This is a genomic window from Pseudophaeobacter sp. 1A09344, assembly GCF_041008745.1.
GTDB classification, from domain to species: Bacteria; Pseudomonadota; Alphaproteobacteria; order Rhodobacterales; family Rhodobacteraceae; genus Phycobacter; species Phycobacter gallaeciensis_A.
In genome coordinates this window covers 1-19,725 of sequence record NZ_JAXGFS010000003.1, presented here as the reverse complement: position 1 = coordinate 19,725, position 19,725 = coordinate 1, and the positions used below count along the sequence as shown (strand labels likewise).

General features: G+C 62.7%; 21 protein-coding genes and 2 tRNA genes. 16 read left to right on the top strand and 7 right to left on the bottom strand.

The features are described 5' to 3' along the window. Window position 1 precedes the first annotated feature (1 nt). The 3 genes from SM765_RS05725 to SM765_RS05715 form a co-directional block, all read right to left on the bottom strand. Complete coding sequence (locus tag SM765_RS05725) at window positions 2–1,615, bottom strand: cytochrome ubiquinol oxidase subunit I (RefSeq protein ID WP_274834682.1); 1,614 nt, start codon at window positions 1,613–1,615, stop codon at window positions 2–4. A 115-nt stretch (window positions 1,616–1,730) separates the two neighbouring features. Then, window positions 1,731–3,377: an amino acid ABC transporter ATP-binding/permease protein gene (locus tag SM765_RS05720; RefSeq protein WP_368981474.1), complete on the bottom strand. Its 1,647-nt coding sequence runs from the start codon at window positions 3,375–3,377 to the stop codon at window positions 1,731–1,733. Further along, window positions 3,365–4,999: an ABC transporter ATP-binding protein/permease gene (locus SM765_RS05715; RefSeq protein ID WP_274837512.1), complete on the bottom strand. Its 1,635-nt coding sequence runs from the start codon at window positions 4,997–4,999 to the stop codon at window positions 3,365–3,367. Before SM765_RS05715 ends, SM765_RS05720 begins: the two co-directional genes overlap by 13 nt. 140 nt (window positions 5,000–5,139) lie before the next feature. Between SM765_RS05715 and SM765_RS05710 the strand changes: the two genes are divergently transcribed. Then, the gene (locus SM765_RS05710; protein ID WP_274837511.1) at window positions 5,140–5,619 is read left to right on the top strand and encodes an RrF2 family transcriptional regulator; all 480 of its coding nucleotides are present in this window, start codon (window positions 5,140–5,142) and stop codon (window positions 5,617–5,619) included. Between the two features lie 5 nt (window positions 5,620–5,624). Here the strand turns inward: SM765_RS05710 and SM765_RS05705 are convergent, their stop codons facing one another. Together SM765_RS05705 and SM765_RS05700 are read right to left on the bottom strand one after the other, a co-directional pair. Then, a complete protein-coding gene (locus SM765_RS05705; RefSeq protein ID WP_274837510.1) occupies window positions 5,625–6,497 on the bottom strand; it encodes an MBL fold metallo-hydrolase in 873 nt (290 codons plus the stop codon). Window positions 6,498–6,591: 94 nt separating this feature from the next. Further along, complete coding sequence (locus SM765_RS05700) at window positions 6,592–7,236, bottom strand: peroxiredoxin (protein WP_274837509.1); 645 nt, start codon at window positions 7,234–7,236, stop codon at window positions 6,592–6,594. Between the two features lie 103 nt (window positions 7,237–7,339). Between SM765_RS05700 and SM765_RS05695 the strand changes: the two genes are divergently transcribed. Then, entirely contained in the window at window positions 7,340–8,233 is an 894-nt protein-coding gene (locus SM765_RS05695; RefSeq protein WP_274837508.1) for a hydrogen peroxide-inducible genes activator, read from the top strand. Between the two features lie 13 nt (window positions 8,234–8,246). Here the strand turns inward: SM765_RS05695 and SM765_RS05690 are convergent, their stop codons facing one another. After that, on the bottom strand, window positions 8,247–9,470 hold the full coding sequence (locus SM765_RS05690; RefSeq protein ID WP_274837507.1) for a M20 family metallo-hydrolase: 1,224 nt from the start codon (window positions 9,468–9,470) through the stop codon (window positions 8,247–8,249). Window positions 9,471–9,562: 92 nt separating this feature from the next. On the opposite strand from SM765_RS05690, the gene SM765_RS05685 reads away from it, so the two are divergent. Next, window positions 9,563–10,324, top strand: a complete 762-nt coding sequence (locus tag SM765_RS05685; RefSeq protein ID WP_274831482.1) for a FadR/GntR family transcriptional regulator — start codon at window positions 9,563–9,565, stop codon at window positions 10,322–10,324. 267 nt (window positions 10,325–10,591) lie between these two features. On the opposite strand, the gene SM765_RS05680 is transcribed toward SM765_RS05685, so the two are convergent. Continuing rightward, a tRNA-Thr gene (locus tag SM765_RS05680) sits at window positions 10,592–10,666 on the bottom strand. Between the two features lie 246 nt (window positions 10,667–10,912). Between SM765_RS05680 and murA the strand changes: the two genes are divergently transcribed. The 13 genes from murA (at window position 10,913) to SM765_RS05615 (ending at window position 19,399) form a co-directional block, all read left to right on the top strand. Beyond that, the gene (gene murA, locus SM765_RS05675; RefSeq protein WP_274837506.1) at window positions 10,913–12,181 is read left to right on the top strand and encodes a UDP-N-acetylglucosamine 1-carboxyvinyltransferase; all 1,269 of its coding nucleotides are present in this window, start codon (window positions 10,913–10,915) and stop codon (window positions 12,179–12,181) included. Next, entirely contained in the window at window positions 12,181–12,660 is a 480-nt protein-coding gene (locus SM765_RS05670) for a DUF2948 family protein (RefSeq protein WP_274837505.1), read from the top strand. Before murA ends, SM765_RS05670 begins: the two co-directional genes overlap by 1 nt. 110 nt (window positions 12,661–12,770) lie before the next feature. Then, entirely contained in the window at window positions 12,771–14,072 is a 1,302-nt protein-coding gene (hisD, locus tag SM765_RS05665; RefSeq protein ID WP_274837504.1) for a histidinol dehydrogenase, read from the top strand. Between the two features lie 98 nt (window positions 14,073–14,170). After that, complete coding sequence (locus SM765_RS05660) at window positions 14,171–14,650, top strand: UPF0262 family protein (RefSeq protein WP_065272408.1); 480 nt, start codon at window positions 14,171–14,173, stop codon at window positions 14,648–14,650. Between the two features lie 3 nt (window positions 14,651–14,653). Continuing rightward, window positions 14,654–15,112, top strand: a complete 459-nt coding sequence (locus SM765_RS05655) for an arsenate-mycothiol transferase ArsC (protein WP_065272407.1) — start codon at window positions 14,654–14,656, stop codon at window positions 15,110–15,112. Next, a complete protein-coding gene (locus tag SM765_RS05650) occupies window positions 15,109–15,504 on the top strand; it encodes a ketosteroid isomerase-related protein (RefSeq protein ID WP_274837503.1) in 396 nt (131 codons plus the stop codon). Before SM765_RS05655 ends, SM765_RS05650 begins: the two co-directional genes overlap by 4 nt. Continuing rightward, window positions 15,504–16,085, top strand: coding sequence for a GNAT family N-acetyltransferase (locus SM765_RS05645; RefSeq protein WP_274837502.1), 582 nt, complete (start codon window positions 15,504–15,506; stop codon window positions 16,083–16,085). The genes SM765_RS05650 and SM765_RS05645 overlap by 1 nt, the downstream gene beginning before the upstream one ends. Before the next feature lie 53 nt (window positions 16,086–16,138). Next, window positions 16,139–17,017 carry a carbon-nitrogen hydrolase family protein gene (locus SM765_RS05640; RefSeq protein WP_274837501.1) on the top strand — a complete coding sequence of 293 codons (879 nt, stop codon included), beginning with the start codon at window positions 16,139–16,141 and terminating at the stop codon, window positions 17,015–17,017. Between the two features lie 85 nt (window positions 17,018–17,102). Beyond that, complete coding sequence (gene infA / locus SM765_RS05635; RefSeq protein ID WP_005620785.1) at window positions 17,103–17,321, top strand: translation initiation factor IF-1; 219 nt, start codon at window positions 17,103–17,105, stop codon at window positions 17,319–17,321. A 121-nt stretch (window positions 17,322–17,442) separates the two neighbouring features. After that, window positions 17,443–18,024: a Maf family protein gene (locus SM765_RS05630; protein ID WP_274837500.1), complete on the top strand. Its 582-nt coding sequence runs from the start codon at window positions 17,443–17,445 to the stop codon at window positions 18,022–18,024. Continuing rightward, complete coding sequence (locus SM765_RS05625) at window positions 18,021–19,043, top strand: ribonuclease E/G (RefSeq protein ID WP_274837499.1); 1,023 nt, start codon at window positions 18,021–18,023, stop codon at window positions 19,041–19,043. The genes SM765_RS05630 and SM765_RS05625 overlap by 4 nt, the downstream gene beginning before the upstream one ends. After that, window positions 19,040–19,243 (top strand): DNA gyrase inhibitor YacG, encoded by a 204-nt coding sequence (locus SM765_RS05620; protein ID WP_274834693.1) that lies wholly within the window; start codon window positions 19,040–19,042, stop codon window positions 19,241–19,243. Before SM765_RS05625 ends, SM765_RS05620 begins: the two co-directional genes overlap by 4 nt. 81 nt (window positions 19,244–19,324) lie before the next feature. After that, a tRNA-Phe gene (locus SM765_RS05615) sits at window positions 19,325–19,399 on the top strand. Window positions 19,400–19,725 lie beyond the last annotated feature (326 nt).

Genomic DNA, 19,725 nt, shown 5'->3' with positions numbered 1-19,725 from the left:
CTTACTCCGCAGGGGTTGCAGGGGCGGCAGCATCACGGCCCGCACCGCGCAGGCGCGCTTCGTGCTGGTCCTGCCAGGCTTCGGTCTCGGCAACGTCCTGAAACGGACCTTTGCGGATGTATTTCACCATCAAGCTGACTTCGATTACGAAGAGGATCGTGTAGAAGATGACGAAACCAGCGAGGGTGATCAGCAGATCCGCAACGCTCAGATGCGAGGCCGACAGGGCCGTCGGCAACACACCATCCACCGTCCAGGGCTGGCGCCCGAACTCGGCCACGAACCAGCCAAGCTCGGCCGCGATCCACGGGGTCGGAATGATGGCAACAGCGGCATAAAGCGACCAGCGCGGGAAGCGCATGTTGCAGAAAGACGCCCGGTAGAAGAAGAAAGCCATCACGCCGATAAAGCTGAAGCCCAGCGCGACCATCAGGCGGAAGGCCCAGAACAGCGGCCCGACGCCCGGAATGGTATCCTCGGCCGCCATGGCGATCTGCTCTTCAGTGGCGTCACGCGGATCGTCCACATAGCGTTTCAGCAGGTAGGCAAACCCCAGATTGTCTGAGTTCTGCTCAAAGATGAACCGCGCCTCGGCCGGGACATTGCCGCGGTTTTCGCGGATGGTCATCAGCGCGTCATAGGCGATGACACCATGGCGGATACGGTCTTCGGCCTCAGCCACCAGATCGTTGATGCCGGGGATTTCCTTGGTCAGGCTGCGGGTGCCAATCAGACCCATCGCCCAAGGGATATGCACCGCGTAATGGGTCTCGCGGGCTTCCTTGTCGGGCAGGCCGAACAGGGTAAAGGGCGCAGGCGCCGGTTCGGTTTCCCACATCGCCTCGATCGCGGCGAGTTTCATTTTCTGGGTGTGACTGGCGGAATAACCGGATTCATCACCCAGTACGACCACCGACAGTGCCGCCGCCAGACCAAAGGACGAGGCCACTGCGATCGACCGCCGCGCCAGATCCTTGTGCCGGTTCTGGATCAGATAGAGCGCCGAAACCCCCAGAACAAAGACTGCGGCGGTGACATAGCCCGCGCTGACGGTATGCACGAATTTGGCCTGCGCCACTTCGTTGAACACCACATCAAAGAAAGAGGTCATCTCCATCCGCATGGTGTCGGGGTTGAACTCTGCGCCGACCGGATTCTGCATCCAGCCATTGGCGATCAGGATCCACAGCGCCGAAAAATTCGACCCGATGGCGACCAGCCAGGCCACCACCATGTGCTGTACCTTCGACAGCTTGTCCCAGCCAAAGAAGAACAACCCGACAAAGGTCGCCTCCATGAAGAAGGCCATCAGCCCCTCAATCGCCAGCGGCGCACCGAAGATGTCACCCACGTAGTGGCTGTAGTAGCTCCAGTTCATACCGAACTGGAATTCCATGGTGATGCCGGTGGCGACGCCAAGGACAAAGTTGATGCCGAACAGGGTGCCCCAGAACTTGGTCATCTGTCGCCAGATGGGGCGGTTTGTCATGACATAGACAGTCTCCATGATCGCCACGAGGATCGACAGACCCAGCGTCAGCGGCACGAAGAGAAAGTGATACATGGCCGTCATCGCAAACTGCAGGCGCGACAGCTCGACCAGTCCGATCTCCATGATGCGAATCCTTTCCATAGGTTTTCCGCATCAAAGATACGGATTTTCAAACTTCATATTCTATATTTGCAATATAACTTTGACGCAGATCAAATTTCCAATCTTAGATGCAGATTTAATTGCGAAGAACCTCGACACAGCGGTCAGCGCCTTCCGTTTCTGCGCTGCGGTGCCCCGCGATCAGAAAAGCCGCATCGGGACAGGCGCGGCGCAGACCGGTCATCACGACGCGCGCGGTTGCGGCGTCCAGCCCTTCGGTCGGCTCATCCAGCAGCAGAAGGCGCGGCCTGCGCAGAATCGCCCGGGCCAGAACCAACCGCCGTGCCTCGCCGCCCGACAGACCCGCCCCGCGAAAGCCAAGCCGGGTGTCCAGCCCCTCGCGCTGCCGCAGGGTATGCGACAGCTGGGTCGCCTCCAGCGCCTGCCACAGCTCGGCGTCCGGGGCGTTCGGCGCAGCAAGCCGCAGGTTCTCGGCCACGCTGCCCGCGATCAAAGCATGGCGCTGCGGCACCAGGGCGATGCTTTGCGTGCGTGTTTCCAGCGGCAGCTGCGCCGGATCGAGGCCGCCGAACCGCACTGTTCCAGCCGAAGGTGTCAGCGCGCCTGCCGCCAGCAGCAAGGCGGTGCTTTTGCCGCTGCCGCTGGGGCCCTGCAGCACAACCGTTTCGCCGGGTGCAACCGTCAGGCTGAGCGGGGCAAAGATCATCCCGCCCTGCCCCCTTTTCAGCGCTACAGCGTCGAAGGTGAGAGAGCCGGATGGAGCCGGGATAGATGCCTGACTGGATGCGAACTCGGTTTCGACGGAGGGCAGGATACGCCGCGCGGCCTGCGTCATGCGGCCAATCTCGGCCAGCGCGCGCCGCACCGGCGCTACCGTTTCGCCAAGGGCCAGCGCCGCGAAGATGGCAATCGCCGCTTCGGCGGCCGTGATGCTGCCCTGCTGCACCAGCGCCATGCCCATCCCGAGGGCCAGCGCCGTCATTGCCGCAGCAGTCAGATCCAGAAACGCTCCGGCGCGCCGCTCGGTCCTATCAAGCCGCGCGCGTGCTGCACCATGCCGCGAAAAGGCAGAAAGGACCCCATCGGTGGCGACGCCGATCTGGCCATATACGATCAGATCATCGCGCCCGGCGATCAGGTCGATCAACCGGCTGCGGCATGCCTGCATCGCAGCCTCAGCCCGCCGCGCTGGTTTTGTCGCCAGTTTCTGCCCCAGCAGGAACACCCCCGTCGGCAGCAGCAAGTAGCCGCCCCCGATGGTCAGTGCCAGCGCCGGGTGCACCAGCACCCACAGCAGAACCGTGCTGAGCAGGATCACACTCCAACCTGCCAGCGCAGGCAGCATCAGCCGCAACAGCGCCCCATCCAGCGCATCCGTATCCGCCGTCACCCGGTTGAGCAAAGCATTGGCGCGCATTCGTTCCAGATGCCGGTGCGGGCTGTGCAGCAGCCCCGCCAGCAACCGAACCCGCAGCGCCGACAGCGCCCGAAGGGTCGCATCATGGGTCAGCACCCGCTCTCCGTAGCGGGCGGCGGTGCGTCCCAGCGCCAGAAAGCGCACCATCGCCGAGGGGGCAAAGACGTTGAACAATATGCCAATCCCAGCCATGCCCGCGGCCGCCGCTGCGGTGATGAACCAGCCAGACAAGCCCAGAAGCGCCACGCCCATGGCAAGCACCACCACAGACAGCAAAAGCCCCTGTAGCAGGCTGCGGCGTTCAGCGCGCAGGATGATCCGGAGCAGGTGTATCAGATCCCGCATGACAGATCCTCCGACTTACCAAGTGCGATCTGCCGGTCCATACGCCCGGCCAGCGCCGGATCATGCGTGGCTATGATCAGCGTGCCGCCCGTCTGCGCAAAGCGCATCAACCCATCGGTGATGGCCTTTGCGGTTGCGGCGTCCAGATCCGCGGTTGGTTCATCCGCGATGATCAGCCCCGGTGCGCCCTGCATGGCACGCGCCAGCGTCACCCGCCGCGCCTCTCCGCCCGACAGACCCGCACCGCGCTCTCCAAGTAAGGACAGATCGCCCTTTGGCAGCGCCTTCAGCACCTGCTCCAACTGCGCTGCCTCCAAAAGGTCCGGCTCCAGCGGCGCGCCAAAGGCGATGTTGTAGCGCAGGCTGCGATTGAGGAAATGCGGCGCCTGAGGCATCCAGCCGAGCGACGCCCGCCACGCCGCCGCGTTGCTGTCATCCAGCGGTTGCCCATCCAGAAGGACCGCGCCCTGATCCGGCTGCTCCAGCCCTGCCAGCAGTCGCAAAAGGGTGGACTTGCCGCAGCCACTGGAACCGGTGAGAGCGACAGTCTCCCCCGGGGCGATGGAAAGGTCGGGATAGGCAATGCCGCGATGCGCCACGCCCGACAGCCGCAGAACGGGCTGAGGGGTCAAAGCAGCGACATCACCGCCCTGTCCCACTCGAACCGGGCGGTCTTCGGCGCGCCATCCGGCGATTTCATCCTGCACCGCCTCGGCTGCGGCACGATCATGCCAGGCGGCCGCAAGATCCCGCAGAGGCTGGAAAAATTCGGGCGCCAGCAGCAGAAGGTAGATCCCCGCCGCCGGAGACAGTTCCGTGCCCCAGGCGCCCCAGCTGAGTTCCCCCAGCAGTGAAAAGCCGACCCAGATCGCAACCATCGCCACGCCCAGCGCCGAAAACAGCTCCAGCACCGTGGAGGACAGGAAGGCGATCCGCAGCACCGACATCGTCCGCTCCCGCAGGTCTTCCGAGGCGCGGGCGAAGCCATCGACCATCTGCGGCCCGGCCCCGATCAGGCGCAGATCCGACAGTGCCGCCAGCCGGTCCACCAGCAGATCGCTGAGCTGACCAATCTCCACCATCTGCCGTTCGCTGGCCGATTTGGCCGCCCAACCGACAAGCGCCATGAAGACCAGGATCAAAGGCCCGGCCAGCAGCAGGACCAGCGCCACCGCCCAGCTGTGCCAGACTGCGATGCCGAGGATCACCAGCGGCATCACCGCCGAACGCATCCGCGCCGGGCGATAGCGCATGAGATAGGGGCGCAGCGCCTCCAGTTTCTCCCCGGCCAGCGCAGCCAGCGCGCCCGGCCCGCCAAGGGCAGAGGGCTGTGTGCTTTGCGCCTCAACCGTCGCGATCTCCTGCCGCAGGACATCGATCCGCGCATCGGCAGCCTCGGCAAGGCAGCGATCCGACACGGCGGACAACGCAGCCCGCAGCGCGGCCAGCGCGAAGAAACTCGTCGCCATGAGAACGGGTGACAGCACCGCAGGATCGGTCAGCAAAGCCGCCAGCGACCAAGCGATTACCGCGGCAGCGGCCAGCCATGTCAGCGATGCGGCTAGGCTCAGCAGTGTGCCAAGGCCCTCACCCCGGATGGAAGAGGCAGTCTGCAATCTCACGGAGAACTCCGGATTAACCCGTATTTTGAATATGACTTTATCCAAGGTAACGGGATGGTGATTTGATCTGGCGCAAGACAAAATCCGAATGGCCGGTGTAACAAATATGCCAACCCAAGGGCCAAACACCGGGAGCGCCGATGAGACTGACAACCCGCACCAACCTGGCTGCGCGCATTCTGATGGCCTGTGCGACCAACGGGGACCGGCTGCTTCGAACCGCCGAGATCTCCGAACTGTGCAACTGTTCGACCAATCACGCCGCCCATGTGGTGCAGCGCCTGCATGCCGAGGGGTTCCTGACCACCCTACGCGGTCGCACCGGTGGCATTCGCCTGGCGCGCGCGGCCGACCAGATCTCCATCGGCACGATGTTCCGCCTGTTCGAGGCCGACATTCCCTTTGCCGAGTGTTTCGATGCCGAGCACAACAGCTGCCCGCTGACCGAGACCTGTCGCCTGCGCAGCTATCTGGAGCGCGCCCTGGGAGCGTTCTACCATGAACTCGACATGGTGACGCTGGAGGACCTGGTGCGCGGCAATTGCGGTCTTGCCAAGCTTCTGGCGCTGCACCCGGCCCCGCCCGCACAATGCGGCGCGGAACTGGGCCAGGGCGGCTGAACACCTTAGCGAGGTTCGAACTGATCCAGCGGCAGTTTCAGGTAGGAATGGCCATTCCCTTCGGGCGCGGGCAGGCGCCCGCCGCGAATGTTGACCTGCAGCGCCGCCAGCATCAGCCGTGGCAACGGCAATGTGGCATCACGCGCATCTCGCAGGCTGCGATACTCCGCTTCGCCGGGGGCGTCCTTCAGATGGATATTCGCCGCCTTATGTTCGGCCACCGTGGCAACGCATTGCGCGGCGCGCCCTTTGGGGGCGTAATCGTGGCCGACAAAGACCCGGGTGTCATCGGGCAGCGCAAGGATATCCTGAATGCTGTCGAACAGCGCCTTTGAACTGCCGCCGGGAAAATCCGCGCGGGAGGTTCCGCTATCGGGCATCATCAGCGTGTCATGCACAAATGCCGCGTCGCCTGCCACATAGGTGACCGAGGCCAGAGTGTGCCCCGGTGAGAACATAACCCGGACCGGCACCTCGCCGACATTAAAGGTCTCTCCATCAGTAAACAGGTGGTCCCACTGGCTGCCATCGGTCGGGAAATCGTCAGGCAGGTTGTAGACCTCCTTCCACAGTTTCTGCACCCCGACGACCTTTTCCCCAATCGCGGTGGGCGCGCCGGTCCGGGCCTTCAGCCACTGCGCGGCGGAAAAGTGGTCGGCATGGGGATGCGTATCGAGGATCCAAACCAGATCGATACCCGTCGCCTGCACGTAATCCAGCAGGCGCTGAGCATTGGCAGAGCTGGTAGCACCAGACAGCGGATCGAAGTCCAGCACCGGGTCGATAATGGCGCCCTTCATGGTCGCCGGATCGTGGAACACATACTGCCAGCTTCCGGTGGGCTGATCCCAGAAGGTTTTCACAACAGGGTTTTGCATGGGAGTGTCTCCTAAGTCTTGGGATTTTCGGCGCGGAAGGGTCAGCCCGGCGGCATGTTCTGGCCGCCGGGCTGGATTTCACGTTCGAAGCCGATCAAAGGCTACGGGTCGAGAAGTACCAATCGACCGTGTCATAGCCCTCTTCGATACGAGCCATGGCAGCATCGGGCGTCGCGGGCGTCGGCACGATCACCGGATCGCCGGGAGTCCAGTTCTCGGGCATGGCGCATTTATTCTCATCCGCGGTTTGCAGCGCCACCAACAGGCGGTAGATTTCGTCCACGGACCGGCCCGCGGTCATCGGGTAATAGACCATCGCCCGCAGCACGCCCTCGGGGTCGATCAGGAAGGTGGCACGTACCGCAGCGGTGTCCGAGGCCCCCGGCTGGATCATGCCATAGGCCTGTGCCACTGCCATGTTCAGATCGGCAATGATCGGGAAGCCGATCTCGACGCCGAACTTCTCCTTGATGTTCAGCATCCAGGCGATGTGGCTGTAGTGGCTGTCGATCGAAAGGCCCAGCAGTTCGGTGTTCAACGCGGCGAACTCATCCTGCTTCTTGGCAAAGGCAATGAATTCGGTGGTGCAGACCGGCGTGAAATCCGCCGGGTGCGAGAACAGGATCAGCCATTTCCCACGATAATCCTCCAGCGTTTTCTGACCATGGGTGGTCAGCGCATCAAACGCCGGGGCAGCTTCATTGAGGCGAGGGCCTGTGGGGGCAATCTGGTCGGTCATCTGTCATCTCCTGAGCAGGTCGTTTCGATGATCTGAAGATGGGGCCTTGCCATATATTTGTGAAATTGAATATTTATTCATCAGTTATAGAAAGGATCTATAAATGTTCACCCTGCGCCAGCTTCGCTTTCTGATCGCACTCGCGGACGAGCTGAACTTTTCCCGCGCGGCCGAGATCTGTTTCGTGACCCAACCCACGCTAAGCGCGGGGATACAGGAGCTTGAGGCGCAACTGGGTGTAACCCTGTTCGAACGCACCCGGCGCAGCGTGATGCTGACCGAGGTCGGATCACAGGTCGTCGCCCGCGCCCGCAGGCTGCTGGTGGATGCCGAGGACATCCGTGTGCTGGCGCAGGCGCACAGCAACCCGTTTGAAGGCGACCTGCGCCTTGGCGTCATTCCCACCATCGGCCCCTACCTGATCCCGCAGACCCTGCCAGTCATTCGCAGCACCTTTCCAAAACTGCGTCTGTTCCTGCGCGAAGAACTGACCGAAAGCCTGATCGACGGACTGCACAGCGGGCGGCTGGACCTGATCCTGATCGCCCTGCCCTTTGAAACCGGGTCGCTGAGCATCGAGCCGCTGTTCGAGGATGGCTATCAGCTGGCGACACCGCCGGGCAGCCCCGCAACGCCGGGCAAAGGGTCTGAAACCCTACTGACCTCCGGCCATCTGATGCTGCTGGAAAAGGGCCATTGTCTGCAACGCCACGCGCTGGAGGCCTATCCCGGGAAAATTTCGAACCAACAGGATGACTTTGCGGCGACCAGCCTGCCGACGCTGATCGCGATGGTGTCCGAAGGGCTGGGAATCACGCTATTGCCCAACCTCGCGGTGGAGGCCGGTGTGGTCGCCAAGGGTCAGGTGCAGCTCACCGATCTGCCCGATGCCTGTCCCCGGCAGATCGTTCTCGCCTGGCGGTCAGGGTCCGCCCGCGCCGAGGTGTTCCGGCGTCTGGGCGAGGTGCTGAGAGGGGAACGCCCCCGCCCGGAATAGGTTCCCCCGCTGATCACGCGCCAGTAGGCAAGGAGGTCAGAAAGGTCGAAACCGCCTCAATCGCGGCCGCCATGTCGGCGTCTGATGCAAATTCCTCCGGCTTGTGGCTGACGCCATCCTTGCAGCGGAGAAACAGCATCGAGATCGGACAAAGATCTGCCATGGCCGAAGCATCATGCGTCGCCCCCGACGGCAGCCGCGGCGCGGTCGGGCAGCCCTGTCGCACTGATGTTTCAAGCGCCGTCACCAAACCCGCGTCACATGGTACTGCGGGCTGGTCATAGGTGCGGTGCATCGCAAAGCCCGCATTGCGTTTCTGGGCAATCTTCTGTCCCAGCGCCTGCGCGAATGCGGCAAACTCTTCACGGGCTTCATCCTGCAAAGCCCGGATTTCCAACGTCAGCTCCACCTGGCGGGGGATTGCATTCACAACATTCGGAAGCAACGACAAGGATCCCACCGTGGCGCGCAGGTCCGCAATTTTATTGGCGGCATCAAAAACCTCGGTAATAAACTCCGAGGCCGCGACCAAGGCATCCCGGCGCCCTGCCATGGGCACCGTGCCCGCATGGCCGGTATCACCGGTAAAGATCACCGTGTTGCGCTCGATCCCGCAGATGCCGGTGACAATGCCCAGCGCCACATCCCCGTCTTCCAGCACCGGCCCCTGTTCGATGTGAAGCTCCAGATACCCCAAGGTTGCCGCCGGATCGCGCCGCAGCGCCGCCACCCCGTCCGGATCGCCACCAAAATCCGCCAGCGCCTGCCGCAGCGATACACCGCTGCGGTCGGTCATCTCCAGAACGGAAGGATCAAAGGTGCCCGCCAGAGCCCGTGGCCCCATCAGCGCCGTCGGAAACCGCACACCTTCCTCATCCGCAAAGGCCAGAACCTCAACCGCGAAGGGCAGATCAGTGCCCTCTGCTGTCAGCTTTTCAACCGCAAGACATCCCAGAGCGACACCCATGATACCGTCATAACGGCCACCGTTGCGTACCGAATCCTGATGCGAGCCGATCAGAAAGGTCGGCGCCCCGGCGGGCCCTTCCTTGCGTCCGATCAGGGTTCCTGCGGCATCCCAGCGCACCGCCATCCCCGCGGCCTCCATCCAGGCGCGGATGATCTTGGCCGCCTCACCATGTTCGGTGGTGAACGGAAACCGCGTAACGCCTTCGGAATCGACGCTGCACTGCGCAATCTCTGCCAAACGGTTCTGCGCGATCTGACCCCAGTCCATCCCGGCCTCCATATTTATAATGATAAATTAGGCACTACACATGGCGCCCTATGAAGTCTATATTTTTATAATGATAAAAACAGAGGTTCCGAATGGACGGCAGCAACACGCCCCCCACAAAACCCAAGAAATCCCGCCCCGTCAGGGTCGCGGAAGAGATCAAGCAGTGGGTGGTCGAGCGTGACCTGAAAAAGGGCGACAAGCTGCCCAACGAAAGCGCCATGATCGAGGAATTCGGCGTCTCCAAGGGCACCGTGCGGGAGGCGCTGCGCATCCTTGAGGCGCAGGGCCTGATCGTGACCAAGACCGGCCCCGGTGGCGGCAGCATGGTTGGCGAGGTTTCTGCCGAACGCGCCCGGTCTCTCTTGGCGAATTATTTCTACTTTCAGGACCTGTCGGTGGCGGACATCTATCAGATGCGCCGAGCGCTGGAGCCGGAACTTGCCGCCAGCCTGGCCGGAAAGCTGAGCGAGGCACAACTGGCAGAACTGCAGGAGCTTGCCGAACGCTATCCCGAGCCGGCCAAATCTTCGGAAGAAGAGAAAGAGCAGCATATCGCCTCTCTCATCTTCCATGCGCGGCTGTCCGATTTTGCCAACAACAGGCTTCTGGGCTTTGTCATCGGTTTCATGGCGCAGATCCTGACCGATCTGACCGTGTATCGCGGCCTTTACGATCCGCCGAATGTGGAGCTGTGGCGCAAAGGCCGCAAACACCAGCTGCAACTGGTCGAGGCGCTGCGCAACTGCGATGCAGACCGGGCACGCGAGATCATGGCCTCGCACATGCAGGTGGCCGAGGACCTGATGCGCGGCCAAGAAGCCCACCTTATGCGTCGCTTTATCGGGGAGTGAGGGGGCTCCCGGGACAGGAATCAGCTTCCCTGCCCCGGCCCCGTCTTGCCTATCTGTCGGTAACCAAACCGTTTTGATCGGGTTGTGGGAATCATGCGCAGAGGATCGCGACGGCCAGCCGGGAATCACCACCTGCACCGCAATCCGAATCACAGTCGGCACTGCAGGAATCCAAGAAACACAGCAAGATCCGGCCAGACCAAACGGCAAAGTCCTCAGGTCCGAATTATCGGTCCAGAGCAGGTAAATATTGCTGGGAAAGTTTACTGGTGCTGCTGGAGAGAATTGAACTCTCGACCTCTCCCTTACCAAGGGAGTGCTCTACCTCTGAGCTACAGCAGCGCCGGTGAGGGGGCTTTTAGGGATAAACGCAGAGCGGCGCAAGACCATTCTGGACGGTTTTTTCACACTAAGTTACACAAGGTTTATGGCAGATAAAAAATCACCAAAAACCAGTGCTCAGTCCACCACCCGCGAGGATCGCCTCAAGGCCGCCCTGAAGGCCAACATGGCCCGCCGCAAGGCGCAGGCTAAGGCGCGTGCCGGGAAACAGGACGAGCAAACAGGCGGTTCGGAAAGGTAGAGCGGATGGATTCGATTCTGGTAACGGGCAATGGCCCCCTTCAGGGGCAGATCCCCATCGCGGGGGCAAAGAATGCCTGCCTTACCCTGATGCCGGCAACGCTGCTCAGCGAAGAACCGCTGACCCTGACCAATGCACCGCGGCTGAGCGACATCAAGACGATGACCCAGCTGCTGCAATCCCTTGGCGCCGAGGTTTCCGCGCTTCAGGACGGTCAGGTGCAGGCCATGTCGAGCCACAACCTCGACAATCACGTGGCCGATTATGACATCGTGCGCAAAATGCGGGCGTCGAATCTGGTGCTGGGGCCGATGCTGGCCCGACTGGGTCAAGCGGTGGTGTCTCTGCCGGGGGGCTGCGCCATCGGTGCACGCCCAATGGATCTGCATATTCACGGGCTGGAGGCGCTTGGCGCCGAGATCGACCTGCGCGACGGCTATCTTCATGCCAAGGCGCCCGGCGGACTGAAAGGCGCGGTGATCGATCTCGACTTTGCCTCGGTCGGGGCCACTGAAAATATCCTGATGGCGGCGACCCTGGCCAAGGGCACCACCGTCATCAACAACGCCGCGCGGGAGCCGGAAATTTCGGATCTCGCCGATTGCCTGCGCAAGATGGGCGCCCAGATCGAAGGCGACGGCACTTCGCGAATCGAAGTGCAGGGCGTTGACCGCCTGCACGGCGCCACCCACCAGGTGGTAACCGACCGGATCGAGCTTGGCACCTATATGCTGGCACCGGTTATCTGTGGCGGCGAAGTCGAACTGCTGGGCGGCCGCATGGATCTGGTCGGCGCTTTTGCCGAAAAGCTGGACGAGGCAGGCGTCGCCATCGAGGAAACCGACGCGGGCCTGAAAGTGCGCCGCCGCGGCGACAGGGTGAAGGCGGTCAATGTGACCACAGAACCCTTCCCCGGTTTTCCGACCGATCTGCAGGCGCAGATGATGGCGCTGATGTGCACCGCCGATGGGGTCAGCGTTCTGGAAGAGAAGATTTTCGAGAATCGTTTCATGCACGCGCCGGAGCTGACTCGCATGGGCGCCCGCATCGACGTGCAGGGCGGCACCGCCACCGTAACCGGGGTTGAGCGGCTGAAAGGTGCCCCGGTGATGGCCACCGATCTGCGCGCTTCGGTCTCGTTGATTCTGGCAGGGCTTGCGGCCGAGGGTGAAACACTGGTGAACCGGGTCTACCATCTGGACCGCGGCTATGAACATGTTGTGGGCAAACTGTCCGGCGTTGGCGCAAAAATCGAACGGATCAAGGGGACCTGATGGCAGACGCAACCTTTGAAGAGGGGCGCGAGGCGCCGCTGAACCTTGGCGCGCAGGAAGAAGAGGACCTGAAAGTCGTTTCTGCGCTGGTGCAGGATTCGGTGTTCCCGGTTACCGAAATGCGCTGGCAGGCCTCCCGGCACCGCTTTGCGCTGCTGGTCAACCGGTTCCGCTGGGAGGATCGCGCCGCAGCCGAAAAGCGCGCCCGCGCTTACGAGCGGGTGCAATCGCTGCTGGTGGTCGACAATGTGCTGGGCGTCGCCTCGCAAGGGGTCGACCGCAGCGACAAGGATCTTGTGCTGTCGCTGTTGTCGCTGTCCTTTGAACCCGGCGAAGATGGTGCCGGCCACCTGGTGCTGACCCTGGCCGGCGATGGCGCCATCCGCCTCTCTGTCGAGGCCATCGACGTCTCGCTGCGCGATGTGACCCGTCCCTATACTGCGCCCTCGGGCAAGGCGCCGGATCACGGCGACGACTAACCCCGCCGCCAGCGGGACTGTCGCAGGGCAAACTGCTGCACCCGGCGGCAAAGGCTTGTCCCGGCGCGGTTCGCTCTATATGTCCCGGTCGCACCAGCCGGAGTGACCAGATGCCTGTATTCCTTGATACCTCTGATGCCAATTTCGAGGCTTCCTTTGCCGCGCTTCTGAGCGCCAAGCGCGAGGACAGCCCGGACGTGGACGCCACTGTCGCGGAGATCATTGCCGATGTACGCAGCCGCGGCGATGCGGCCCTGATCGACCTGACAGCGAAGTTCGACCGGCTGGAGCTGAGCGCCGACAAGTTGGCAATTTCCGAGGCCGAAGTGACCGCCGCGATCGCAGGCGTCCCTGCTGCGGAACGGGCGGCGCTGGAACTCGCAGCGGATCGCATCCGCGCCTATCACGAACGGCAGATGCCCGAAGATGCCCAATGGACCGATCCGGCGGGAGCCATCCTTGGCTGGCGCTGGTCTGCGGTTTCTGCTGCAGGCCTCTATGTACCGGGCGGGCTGGCCTCTTACCCCTCTTCGGTGCTGATGAATGCCATTCCGGCCAAGGTCGCCGGGGTCGAGCGTCTTGCCATCACCGTGCCCACGCCCGACGGGGTGCTGAACCCGCTGGTGCTGCTGGCGGCGCGGCTGGCCGGGGTGGATGAGATCTATCGCATCGGCGGCGCTCAGGCGATTGCGGCGCTGGCCTATGGCACAGAAAGCATCGCGCCGGTGGATAAAATCACCGGCCCCGGCAACGCCTTTGTCGCCGCCGCCAAGCGCCGCGTCTTCGGCAAGGTGGGCATCGACATGATCGCCGGGCCGTCGGAAATCCTGGTGATCGCCGACAAGGACAACAACCCCGACTGGATCGCGCTGGACCTGATGAGCCAGGCGGAACACGACGAAAGCGCCCAGTCGATCCTGATCACCGACGATGCCGCATTTGGCCGCGCGGTGGCCGAAGCCGTGGACAAGCGCCTTGAAACACTGGAGCGCCGCGCCATCGCCGGAGCCAGCTGGCGCGATTTCGGCGCGGTGATCACCGTGCGCGATCTCGATGAGGCCGCAAACTTGTCGAACCGTATCGCGCCCGAGCACCTGGAACTCTGCACCGGCGATCCCGAAGAACTGAGCCAGAAGACCATCCACGCCGGGGCGATCTTCCTGGGTCAATACACGCCCGAGGCCATCGGCGATTACGTCGGCGGCCCCAACCACGTGCTGCCCACGGCGCGCTCGGCGCGGTTCTCTTCGGGCCTATCGGTGATGGATTTCCTCAAACGCACCACCCTGGCCCGTATGACGCCCGAAGCGTTGCGCGCCATTGGCCCTGCGGCAGAAACCTTGGCGCAAAGCGAAAGCCTGGAGGCGCACGGCCTGTCCGTCACCCAGCGTCTGAACGCGCTGAACGACTGATCACGGCCGGACGCGGCGCAAGGCAGCCCTCAAAAGATTGCCGCGCCGCGCGCCATCGGCTAGTGAGGGTGCGATTCCCGGTTAAGAGATCGCACGCCATGAGCCGCATCAGTCATATCGAGCTGGACGACAGCAACCTGCCGCCCCCGACCCCCGAGATCGAGCAGGAGCGCAAGGTGGCGCTGTTTGACCTGATCGAGGAGAACTCCTTTACCCTGCCTGCCCGTGATGGGCGCGCTGTCCCCCCCGGCCCCTATCATCTGGGGCTGGCGATCCGGGATAAACGGCTGGTCTTTGATATCACCACCGAAGACGGGCAGAAGGCGGCGGAATTTCACCTGTCGCTGTCGCCCTTCCGTCAGGTGGTGAAGGATTACTACCAGATCTGCGAAAGCTATTTCACCGCCGTAAAGACCCTGCCCCCCAGCCAGATCGAGACCATCGACATGGCCCGGCGCGGCATTCACAACGAAGGCAGCCGCGTGCTTCAGGAACGTCTGGAGGGCAAGGCCGAGGTGGATACCGACACCGCCCGTCGCCTGTTCACCCTGATCTGCGTCCTGCATTTCGGAGGCTGACGGGTGGAGCAGTTACCGCAGTCCATCCTGTTCTGCTGTGACCACAATGCGGTCCGATCCCCCATGGCCGAGGGGATCATGAAGAAATTCTATGGCGCCGGGACCTACGTGCAGTCGGTCGGCGTCAAGAACGACATGGAAATCGACGGCTTCTGCATCGCTGTCTGCCAGGAAATCGGGGTGGAACTGTCGCGCCACCGGTCGCGCTCTTTCGACGAGATGGAGCAATGGGGCGATGATCTGTCGTCCTTTGATCTGGTGGTGGCCCTGTCGCCCGCCAGCCAACGCCGCGCGCTGGAGCTGACCCGCTATTTCCACCTCGAAGTCGAATACTGGCCGATCATGGACCCGACCGGCCTTGGTGAAACCCGCGAAGCCAAGCTGGACAGCTACCGGCAGACCCGCGACCAGATCATTCAACACCTGAAAGCCCGCTGGGGCGAACCGACGGAGCTGTTATGAGCGACACCATCACGCGCTATTTCGCGGCCTTCAACGCAGGCGACACCCAAGGCATGATCGATTGCCTGTCTGACGACGTGGCCCATCACGTCAACGAGGGCAACATCCGCGTTGGCAAGGAAAAATTCGCCGAGTTCTGCGACCACATGAGCCGCTGCTACCGTGAAGAGCTGACCGACATGGTGGTATTCTCCACCCCCGACAGCAGCCGCGCCGCCGCCGAATACATCGTCAACGGCACCTATCTGGAAACCGACGCGGGCCTGCCCGAGGCGCGCGGCCAGAGCTACCGTCTGCCTGCAGGCTCCTTCTTTGATCTGAAGGACGGCAAGATCTCCCGCGTCACCACCTATTACAACCTCTCTGACTGGATGGCGCAGGTCTCGGCCTGATGGCGGTTAAGGTCAAAGCCCTTTCGGGCGAGGCATTGGAGGCTGCCCTTCCGGATCTGGCACGGCTGCGCATCGAAGTGTTCCGCGCCTTTCCCTATCTTTATGATGGGGACGAAGCCTATGAGCAGCATTATCTGCGCAGCTACCGCGACACGCCCGATGCGGTGCTGGTGGCAGCCATATCCGAAGGACGTGTGATCGGCGCGGCCACGGGCATGCCGCTGAGCAGCCATGGCGATGCGGCGCAGATCTCAAAGGGCGAATTGCCTGTCGAGGATGTGTTCTACTGCGCCGAATCCGTGCTGCTGCCAGAGTTCAGAGGACAGGGGATCGGCCATGCGTTCTTTGACCACCGCGAAGCGCACGCGCGCACCCTGGGTTTCAGGCTTTCGGCCTTTTGCAGCGTGATCCGCCCGGAGGATCACCCGCTGCGCCCCGCAGATTACCGCAGCAATGATGTGTTCTGGCAAAAGCGCGGCTACCGCCCGATGCCGGGCGTCCTTGCCGAATTCACCTGGAAAGACATTGGCGACCGCGCCGAAAGCAAAAAGGCGCTGCAATTCTGGAGCCGGGAGCTGTAGGCTCACTTTGAAACGACCGGCGGGGTACCCGCCAGACAAAGGGGGTCTTGCCCATGAAAATCGCCACCGCCGCCTACCCGCTCGACTGGCTCGACAGCTGGGCACAATACGAGGACAAGCTGGCAAAATGGGTCGGCGATGCCGCCAAACAGGGCGGCGACCTGCTGGTCTTTCCCGAATATGGCGCGATGGAGCTGGCGACGCTGGATGGCGCTGACGCCGCCCTTGATCTGGAGCGGTCGCTGCATGCCGTATCGGATCGGATGGAGGATGCCGCCGCGCTGCACCTGAAACTGGCCGCCGAACACGGTGTTCATATCCTCGGCGCCTCGGCCCCGGTGAATGCCGGCTTCGAGCGCCCGGTGAACCGCGCCGAATTCTACGCGCCGACCGGACAGCGGGACCATCAGGACAAGCAGATCATGACCATGTTCGAGCGCGATCCCTGGAATGTCACCGGGGGCGGACCGCTCAAGATTTTTGACACCGCGCTTGGCAAGATCGGCGTGCTGATCTGCTATGACAGCGAATTCCCCCTGCTGGGCCGGGCGCTGGAAGAGGCAGATATCATCCTTGTTCCCTCCTGTACCGAAGCGCTGGCGGGATATTGGCGAGTGCGTATCGGCGCCATGTCGCGGGCGCTGGAAAACCAGTGCATCACCGCCATGGCCTCAATCGTGGGGCAGGCAGACTGGTCCGAATCGGTTGACGTGGGATGCGGCATGGGTGGCATCTTTGGTCCGCCGGATACCGGCTTCCCTGCGACCGGCGTCTTTGCCGAAGGCACCCTGGACCAGCCCGGCTGGACCCTGGCTGAAGTGGACATCGCACAGGTCGCCGAGGTCCGTCGCAATGGGGTCGTCCGCAACCGCAGCCACTGGGACGAACAGAACAGCAGGACAAAAACCTGCACAATTCGCCTCATGCCGTGATTGCGCCCTTGAAAAATTGGGAAAATAGGCTCATTTAAGCGCTCATCCCCGCAGATTGACGGGGTAACGCAATGATGGAGAGAACATGGCCAAGGAAGATACGCTCGAATTTCCCGGTGTCGTGAAGGAACTCCTGCCCAATGCGACGTTTCGGGTCGAGCTGGAAAACGGCCATGAGATCATCGCACATACGGCAGGCAAGATGCGCAAGAACCGCATCCGTGTTCTGGCTGGCGACCGGGTTCAGGTGGAAATGACCCCCTATGACCTGACCAAGGGCCGGATCAACTACCGCTTCAAATAAGCGACCGATCCGACTTGATGACCAAAGCCCGGCCCAGATGCCGGGCTTTTGTTTTTGGGGGTTTACTCCTAAAACAAGGGCCCACGGCAGCATTGGCACGGTATAGATAAAAGGGCCCCTCATGGCATTCATTCTGGGATCTGGCAGCCCGCGGCGGCTGGAACTGCTGGCACAGCTTGGCGTTACCCCGGACGCGGTCCGCCCGCCGGATATCGACGAGACCCCTCACAAGGGCGAGCTGCCGCGCGATTACTGCGCCCGCGTGACACGTGAAAAGGTGCAAGCCGTGCCAGCAGGGACCGATGACGTTGTGCTCTGTGCCGATACCACCGTCGCGATGGGGCGGCGAATCATGGGCAAACCTGCCGATGCCGGAGAGGCCGCCGAATTCCTGCTGGCCCTGTCTGGCCGCCGTCACCGGGTCATCACCTCGGTCGCGGTGCGCCGCGGCGAGAGGGTCTGGCAAAAGGACGTGGTCAGCCAGGTCAAGATGAAGCGCCTCAGCGATGAGGAACTGAACGCCTATCTCGCCAGTGATGACTGGCAGGGCAAGGCCGGTGGCTATGCCATTCAGGGACCAGCGGGGGCGCTCATCCCCTGGATCAACGGCTCCTTTACCGGGATCGTCGGCCTGCCGCTTTGCGAAACCGCCCATCTTCTGCAGGCCGCGGGCTGGCCACTATACAAGGAGGCCGCCGCATGAAGGGCCGCACGATCGTTCTAGACCACATCGAAGGCCACGAGGCCGCCGCGCTGATGGTCGATGGCAAGCTTGAGGATTTCCTGATCGATGGCGACGCCCCCGTGCCCGGCACCGTCTACCGCGCTCGCGCCGACCGGCCGGTCAAGGGCCAGGGCGGCATGTTCCTCAGCACGCCTGATGGCGCCGCCTTCCTGCGGCAGGTCAAGGGCATGGCCCCGGGCCAGCAGCTTCTGGTGCAGGTCACCGGTTATGCCGAGCCGGGCAAAGCGATCCCGGTCACCCAAAAACTGCTGTTCAAAAGCCGCTACGCCATCGTCACCCCCGAGGCGCCGGGGCTGAACATCTCCCGCTCGATCCGGGACGAGGATGAGCGTGACCGTCTTCTGGAGGTTGCCCATCTGGCCATGGAGGGCACCGATTACGGCCTGATCCTGCGCTCTGCCTGCGCGGGCGCGGATGCCGATGAGGTGGCCGAGGATATCACCGCCATGGCAGCCCTCGCCGATCAGGTCCTGAACGATCACGGAACCGAGGTGGAAACCCTCGCCGAAGGCGACGGCCCCCATATCCGCGCATGGCGCGACTGGGTGGAACCGGCCGAGGTCGAACGCACTCCGGGCGGCTTTGAGACCCACGGTGTGCTGGACGCGCTTGACCAGGCCCAGGGTATCCGCGAACCGCTGCCGGGCGGCGGGTTCCTTTATATCGAACCCACGCGCGCACTGGTGGCCGTCGATGTCAACACCGGCACCGATACCTCGCTCGCGGCCGGCCTCAAGGCCAACATGGCCTGCGCCAAAGACCTGCCCCGGGCGCTGCGTGTTCGGGGACTTGGCGGGCAGATCGTACTGGATCTGGCGCCGATGCCGAAAAAGGACCGGCGCGCCTTTGAAACCACTCTGCGGGCCGCGCTGCGCGCCGACAGCGAAGAAACGGTTCTGGTCGGCTGGACCAACCTGGGCCACTTCGAACTGCAACGCAAACGCGGCCGCCCGACCCTGCGGGAGATTCTGCGATGAGCTGCCCGATCTGTGGCGAGGAAACCGCCCGCTCCTACCGCCCCTTCTGCTCTCGGCGCTGCGCGGATCTTGATCTGGCGAAATGGCTGAACGGCGCTTATGCGGTCCCCAGCCGGGACCCGGAAGACATTGAAAAGGCGCTGGAAGAGACCGAAAGATCGCTGTCTTCCGGAGAAAAGCACTCACAGTTTCGGCATTGAAAAATTTCTTTCAAAAAGCCTCTGGACACCGCCCGCCCCACAGCATAGAAGGCCCACACCCAAGGCGAGACGCCTTCCCGTGCCCGGGTAGCTCAGGGGTAGAGCAGTGGATTGAAAATCCTCGTGTCGGTGGTTCGATTCCGCCCCCGGGCACCATTAAAACCCAATAAAAGCAAGACGTTAATCCTCATCGGCCTAGCCATAGTAGAAGCGCGTTTTGCTGTGGGTATCATTTGGGTAGCATTTTACTGGCTGGTAGCCCGCACGCCAGTGAAACGTGCGAACTACCTCGATAGGACCGTTTTGAGGCGTTGGAGCAATTATGCCCCTACTGTGCCGTGGCGACGAAAACCGGCTCAGGAGCTTCCTGTCCGACAAGCCTCTTTTCTCGATCCTTGTTACGGTTGACCTGCTCCCCTGAAAAGTCCGCGGTTTGAAGTTAGCCTGTTCTCCAAACGAGGAGACAAACGATGCGGAAGAGC

What these genes read in the sequence shown, in the direction of transcription:
- SM765_RS05725 (WP_274834682.1), bottom strand. Translation starts at nt 1,615, where the DNA reads ATGGAGATCGGACTGGTCGAGCTGTCGCGCCTGCAGTTTGCGATGACG.
- SM765_RS05720 (WP_368981474.1), bottom strand. Translation starts at nt 3,377, where the DNA reads ATGCGGGATCTGATACACCTGCTCCGGATCATCCTGCGCGCTGAACGC.
- SM765_RS05710 (WP_274837511.1), top strand. Translation starts at nt 5,140, where the DNA reads ATGAGACTGACAACCCGCACCAACCTGGCTGCGCGCATTCTGATGGCC.
- SM765_RS05705 (WP_274837510.1), bottom strand. Translation starts at nt 6,497, where the DNA reads ATGCAAAACCCTGTTGTGAAAACCTTCTGGGATCAGCCCACCGGAAGC.
- SM765_RS05700 (WP_274837509.1), bottom strand. Translation starts at nt 7,236, where the DNA reads ATGACCGACCAGATTGCCCCCACAGGCCCTCGCCTCAATGAAGCTGCC.
- SM765_RS05695 (WP_274837508.1), top strand. Translation starts at nt 7,340, where the DNA reads ATGTTCACCCTGCGCCAGCTTCGCTTTCTGATCGCACTCGCGGACGAG.
- SM765_RS05690 (WP_274837507.1), bottom strand. Translation starts at nt 9,470, where the DNA reads ATGGACTGGGGTCAGATCGCGCAGAACCGTTTGGCAGAGATTGCGCAG.
- SM765_RS05685 (WP_274831482.1), top strand. Translation starts at nt 9,563, where the DNA reads ATGGACGGCAGCAACACGCCCCCCACAAAACCCAAGAAATCCCGCCCC.
- murA (WP_274837506.1), top strand. Translation starts at nt 10,913, where the DNA reads ATGGATTCGATTCTGGTAACGGGCAATGGCCCCCTTCAGGGGCAGATC.
- SM765_RS05670 (WP_274837505.1), top strand. Translation starts at nt 12,181, where the DNA reads ATGGCAGACGCAACCTTTGAAGAGGGGCGCGAGGCGCCGCTGAACCTT.
- hisD (WP_274837504.1), top strand. Translation starts at nt 12,771, where the DNA reads ATGCCTGTATTCCTTGATACCTCTGATGCCAATTTCGAGGCTTCCTTT.
- SM765_RS05660 (WP_065272408.1), top strand. Translation starts at nt 14,171, where the DNA reads ATGAGCCGCATCAGTCATATCGAGCTGGACGACAGCAACCTGCCGCCC.
- SM765_RS05650 (WP_274837503.1), top strand. Translation starts at nt 15,109, where the DNA reads ATGAGCGACACCATCACGCGCTATTTCGCGGCCTTCAACGCAGGCGAC.
- SM765_RS05645 (WP_274837502.1), top strand. Translation starts at nt 15,504, where the DNA reads ATGGCGGTTAAGGTCAAAGCCCTTTCGGGCGAGGCATTGGAGGCTGCC.
- SM765_RS05640 (WP_274837501.1), top strand. Translation starts at nt 16,139, where the DNA reads ATGAAAATCGCCACCGCCGCCTACCCGCTCGACTGGCTCGACAGCTGG.
- infA (WP_005620785.1), top strand. Translation starts at nt 17,103, where the DNA reads ATGGCCAAGGAAGATACGCTCGAATTTCCCGGTGTCGTGAAGGAACTC.
- SM765_RS05630 (WP_274837500.1), top strand. Translation starts at nt 17,443, where the DNA reads ATGGCATTCATTCTGGGATCTGGCAGCCCGCGGCGGCTGGAACTGCTG.
- SM765_RS05625 (WP_274837499.1), top strand. Translation starts at nt 18,021, where the DNA reads ATGAAGGGCCGCACGATCGTTCTAGACCACATCGAAGGCCACGAGGCC.
- SM765_RS05620 (WP_274834693.1), top strand. Translation starts at nt 19,040, where the DNA reads ATGAGCTGCCCGATCTGTGGCGAGGAAACCGCCCGCTCCTACCGCCCC.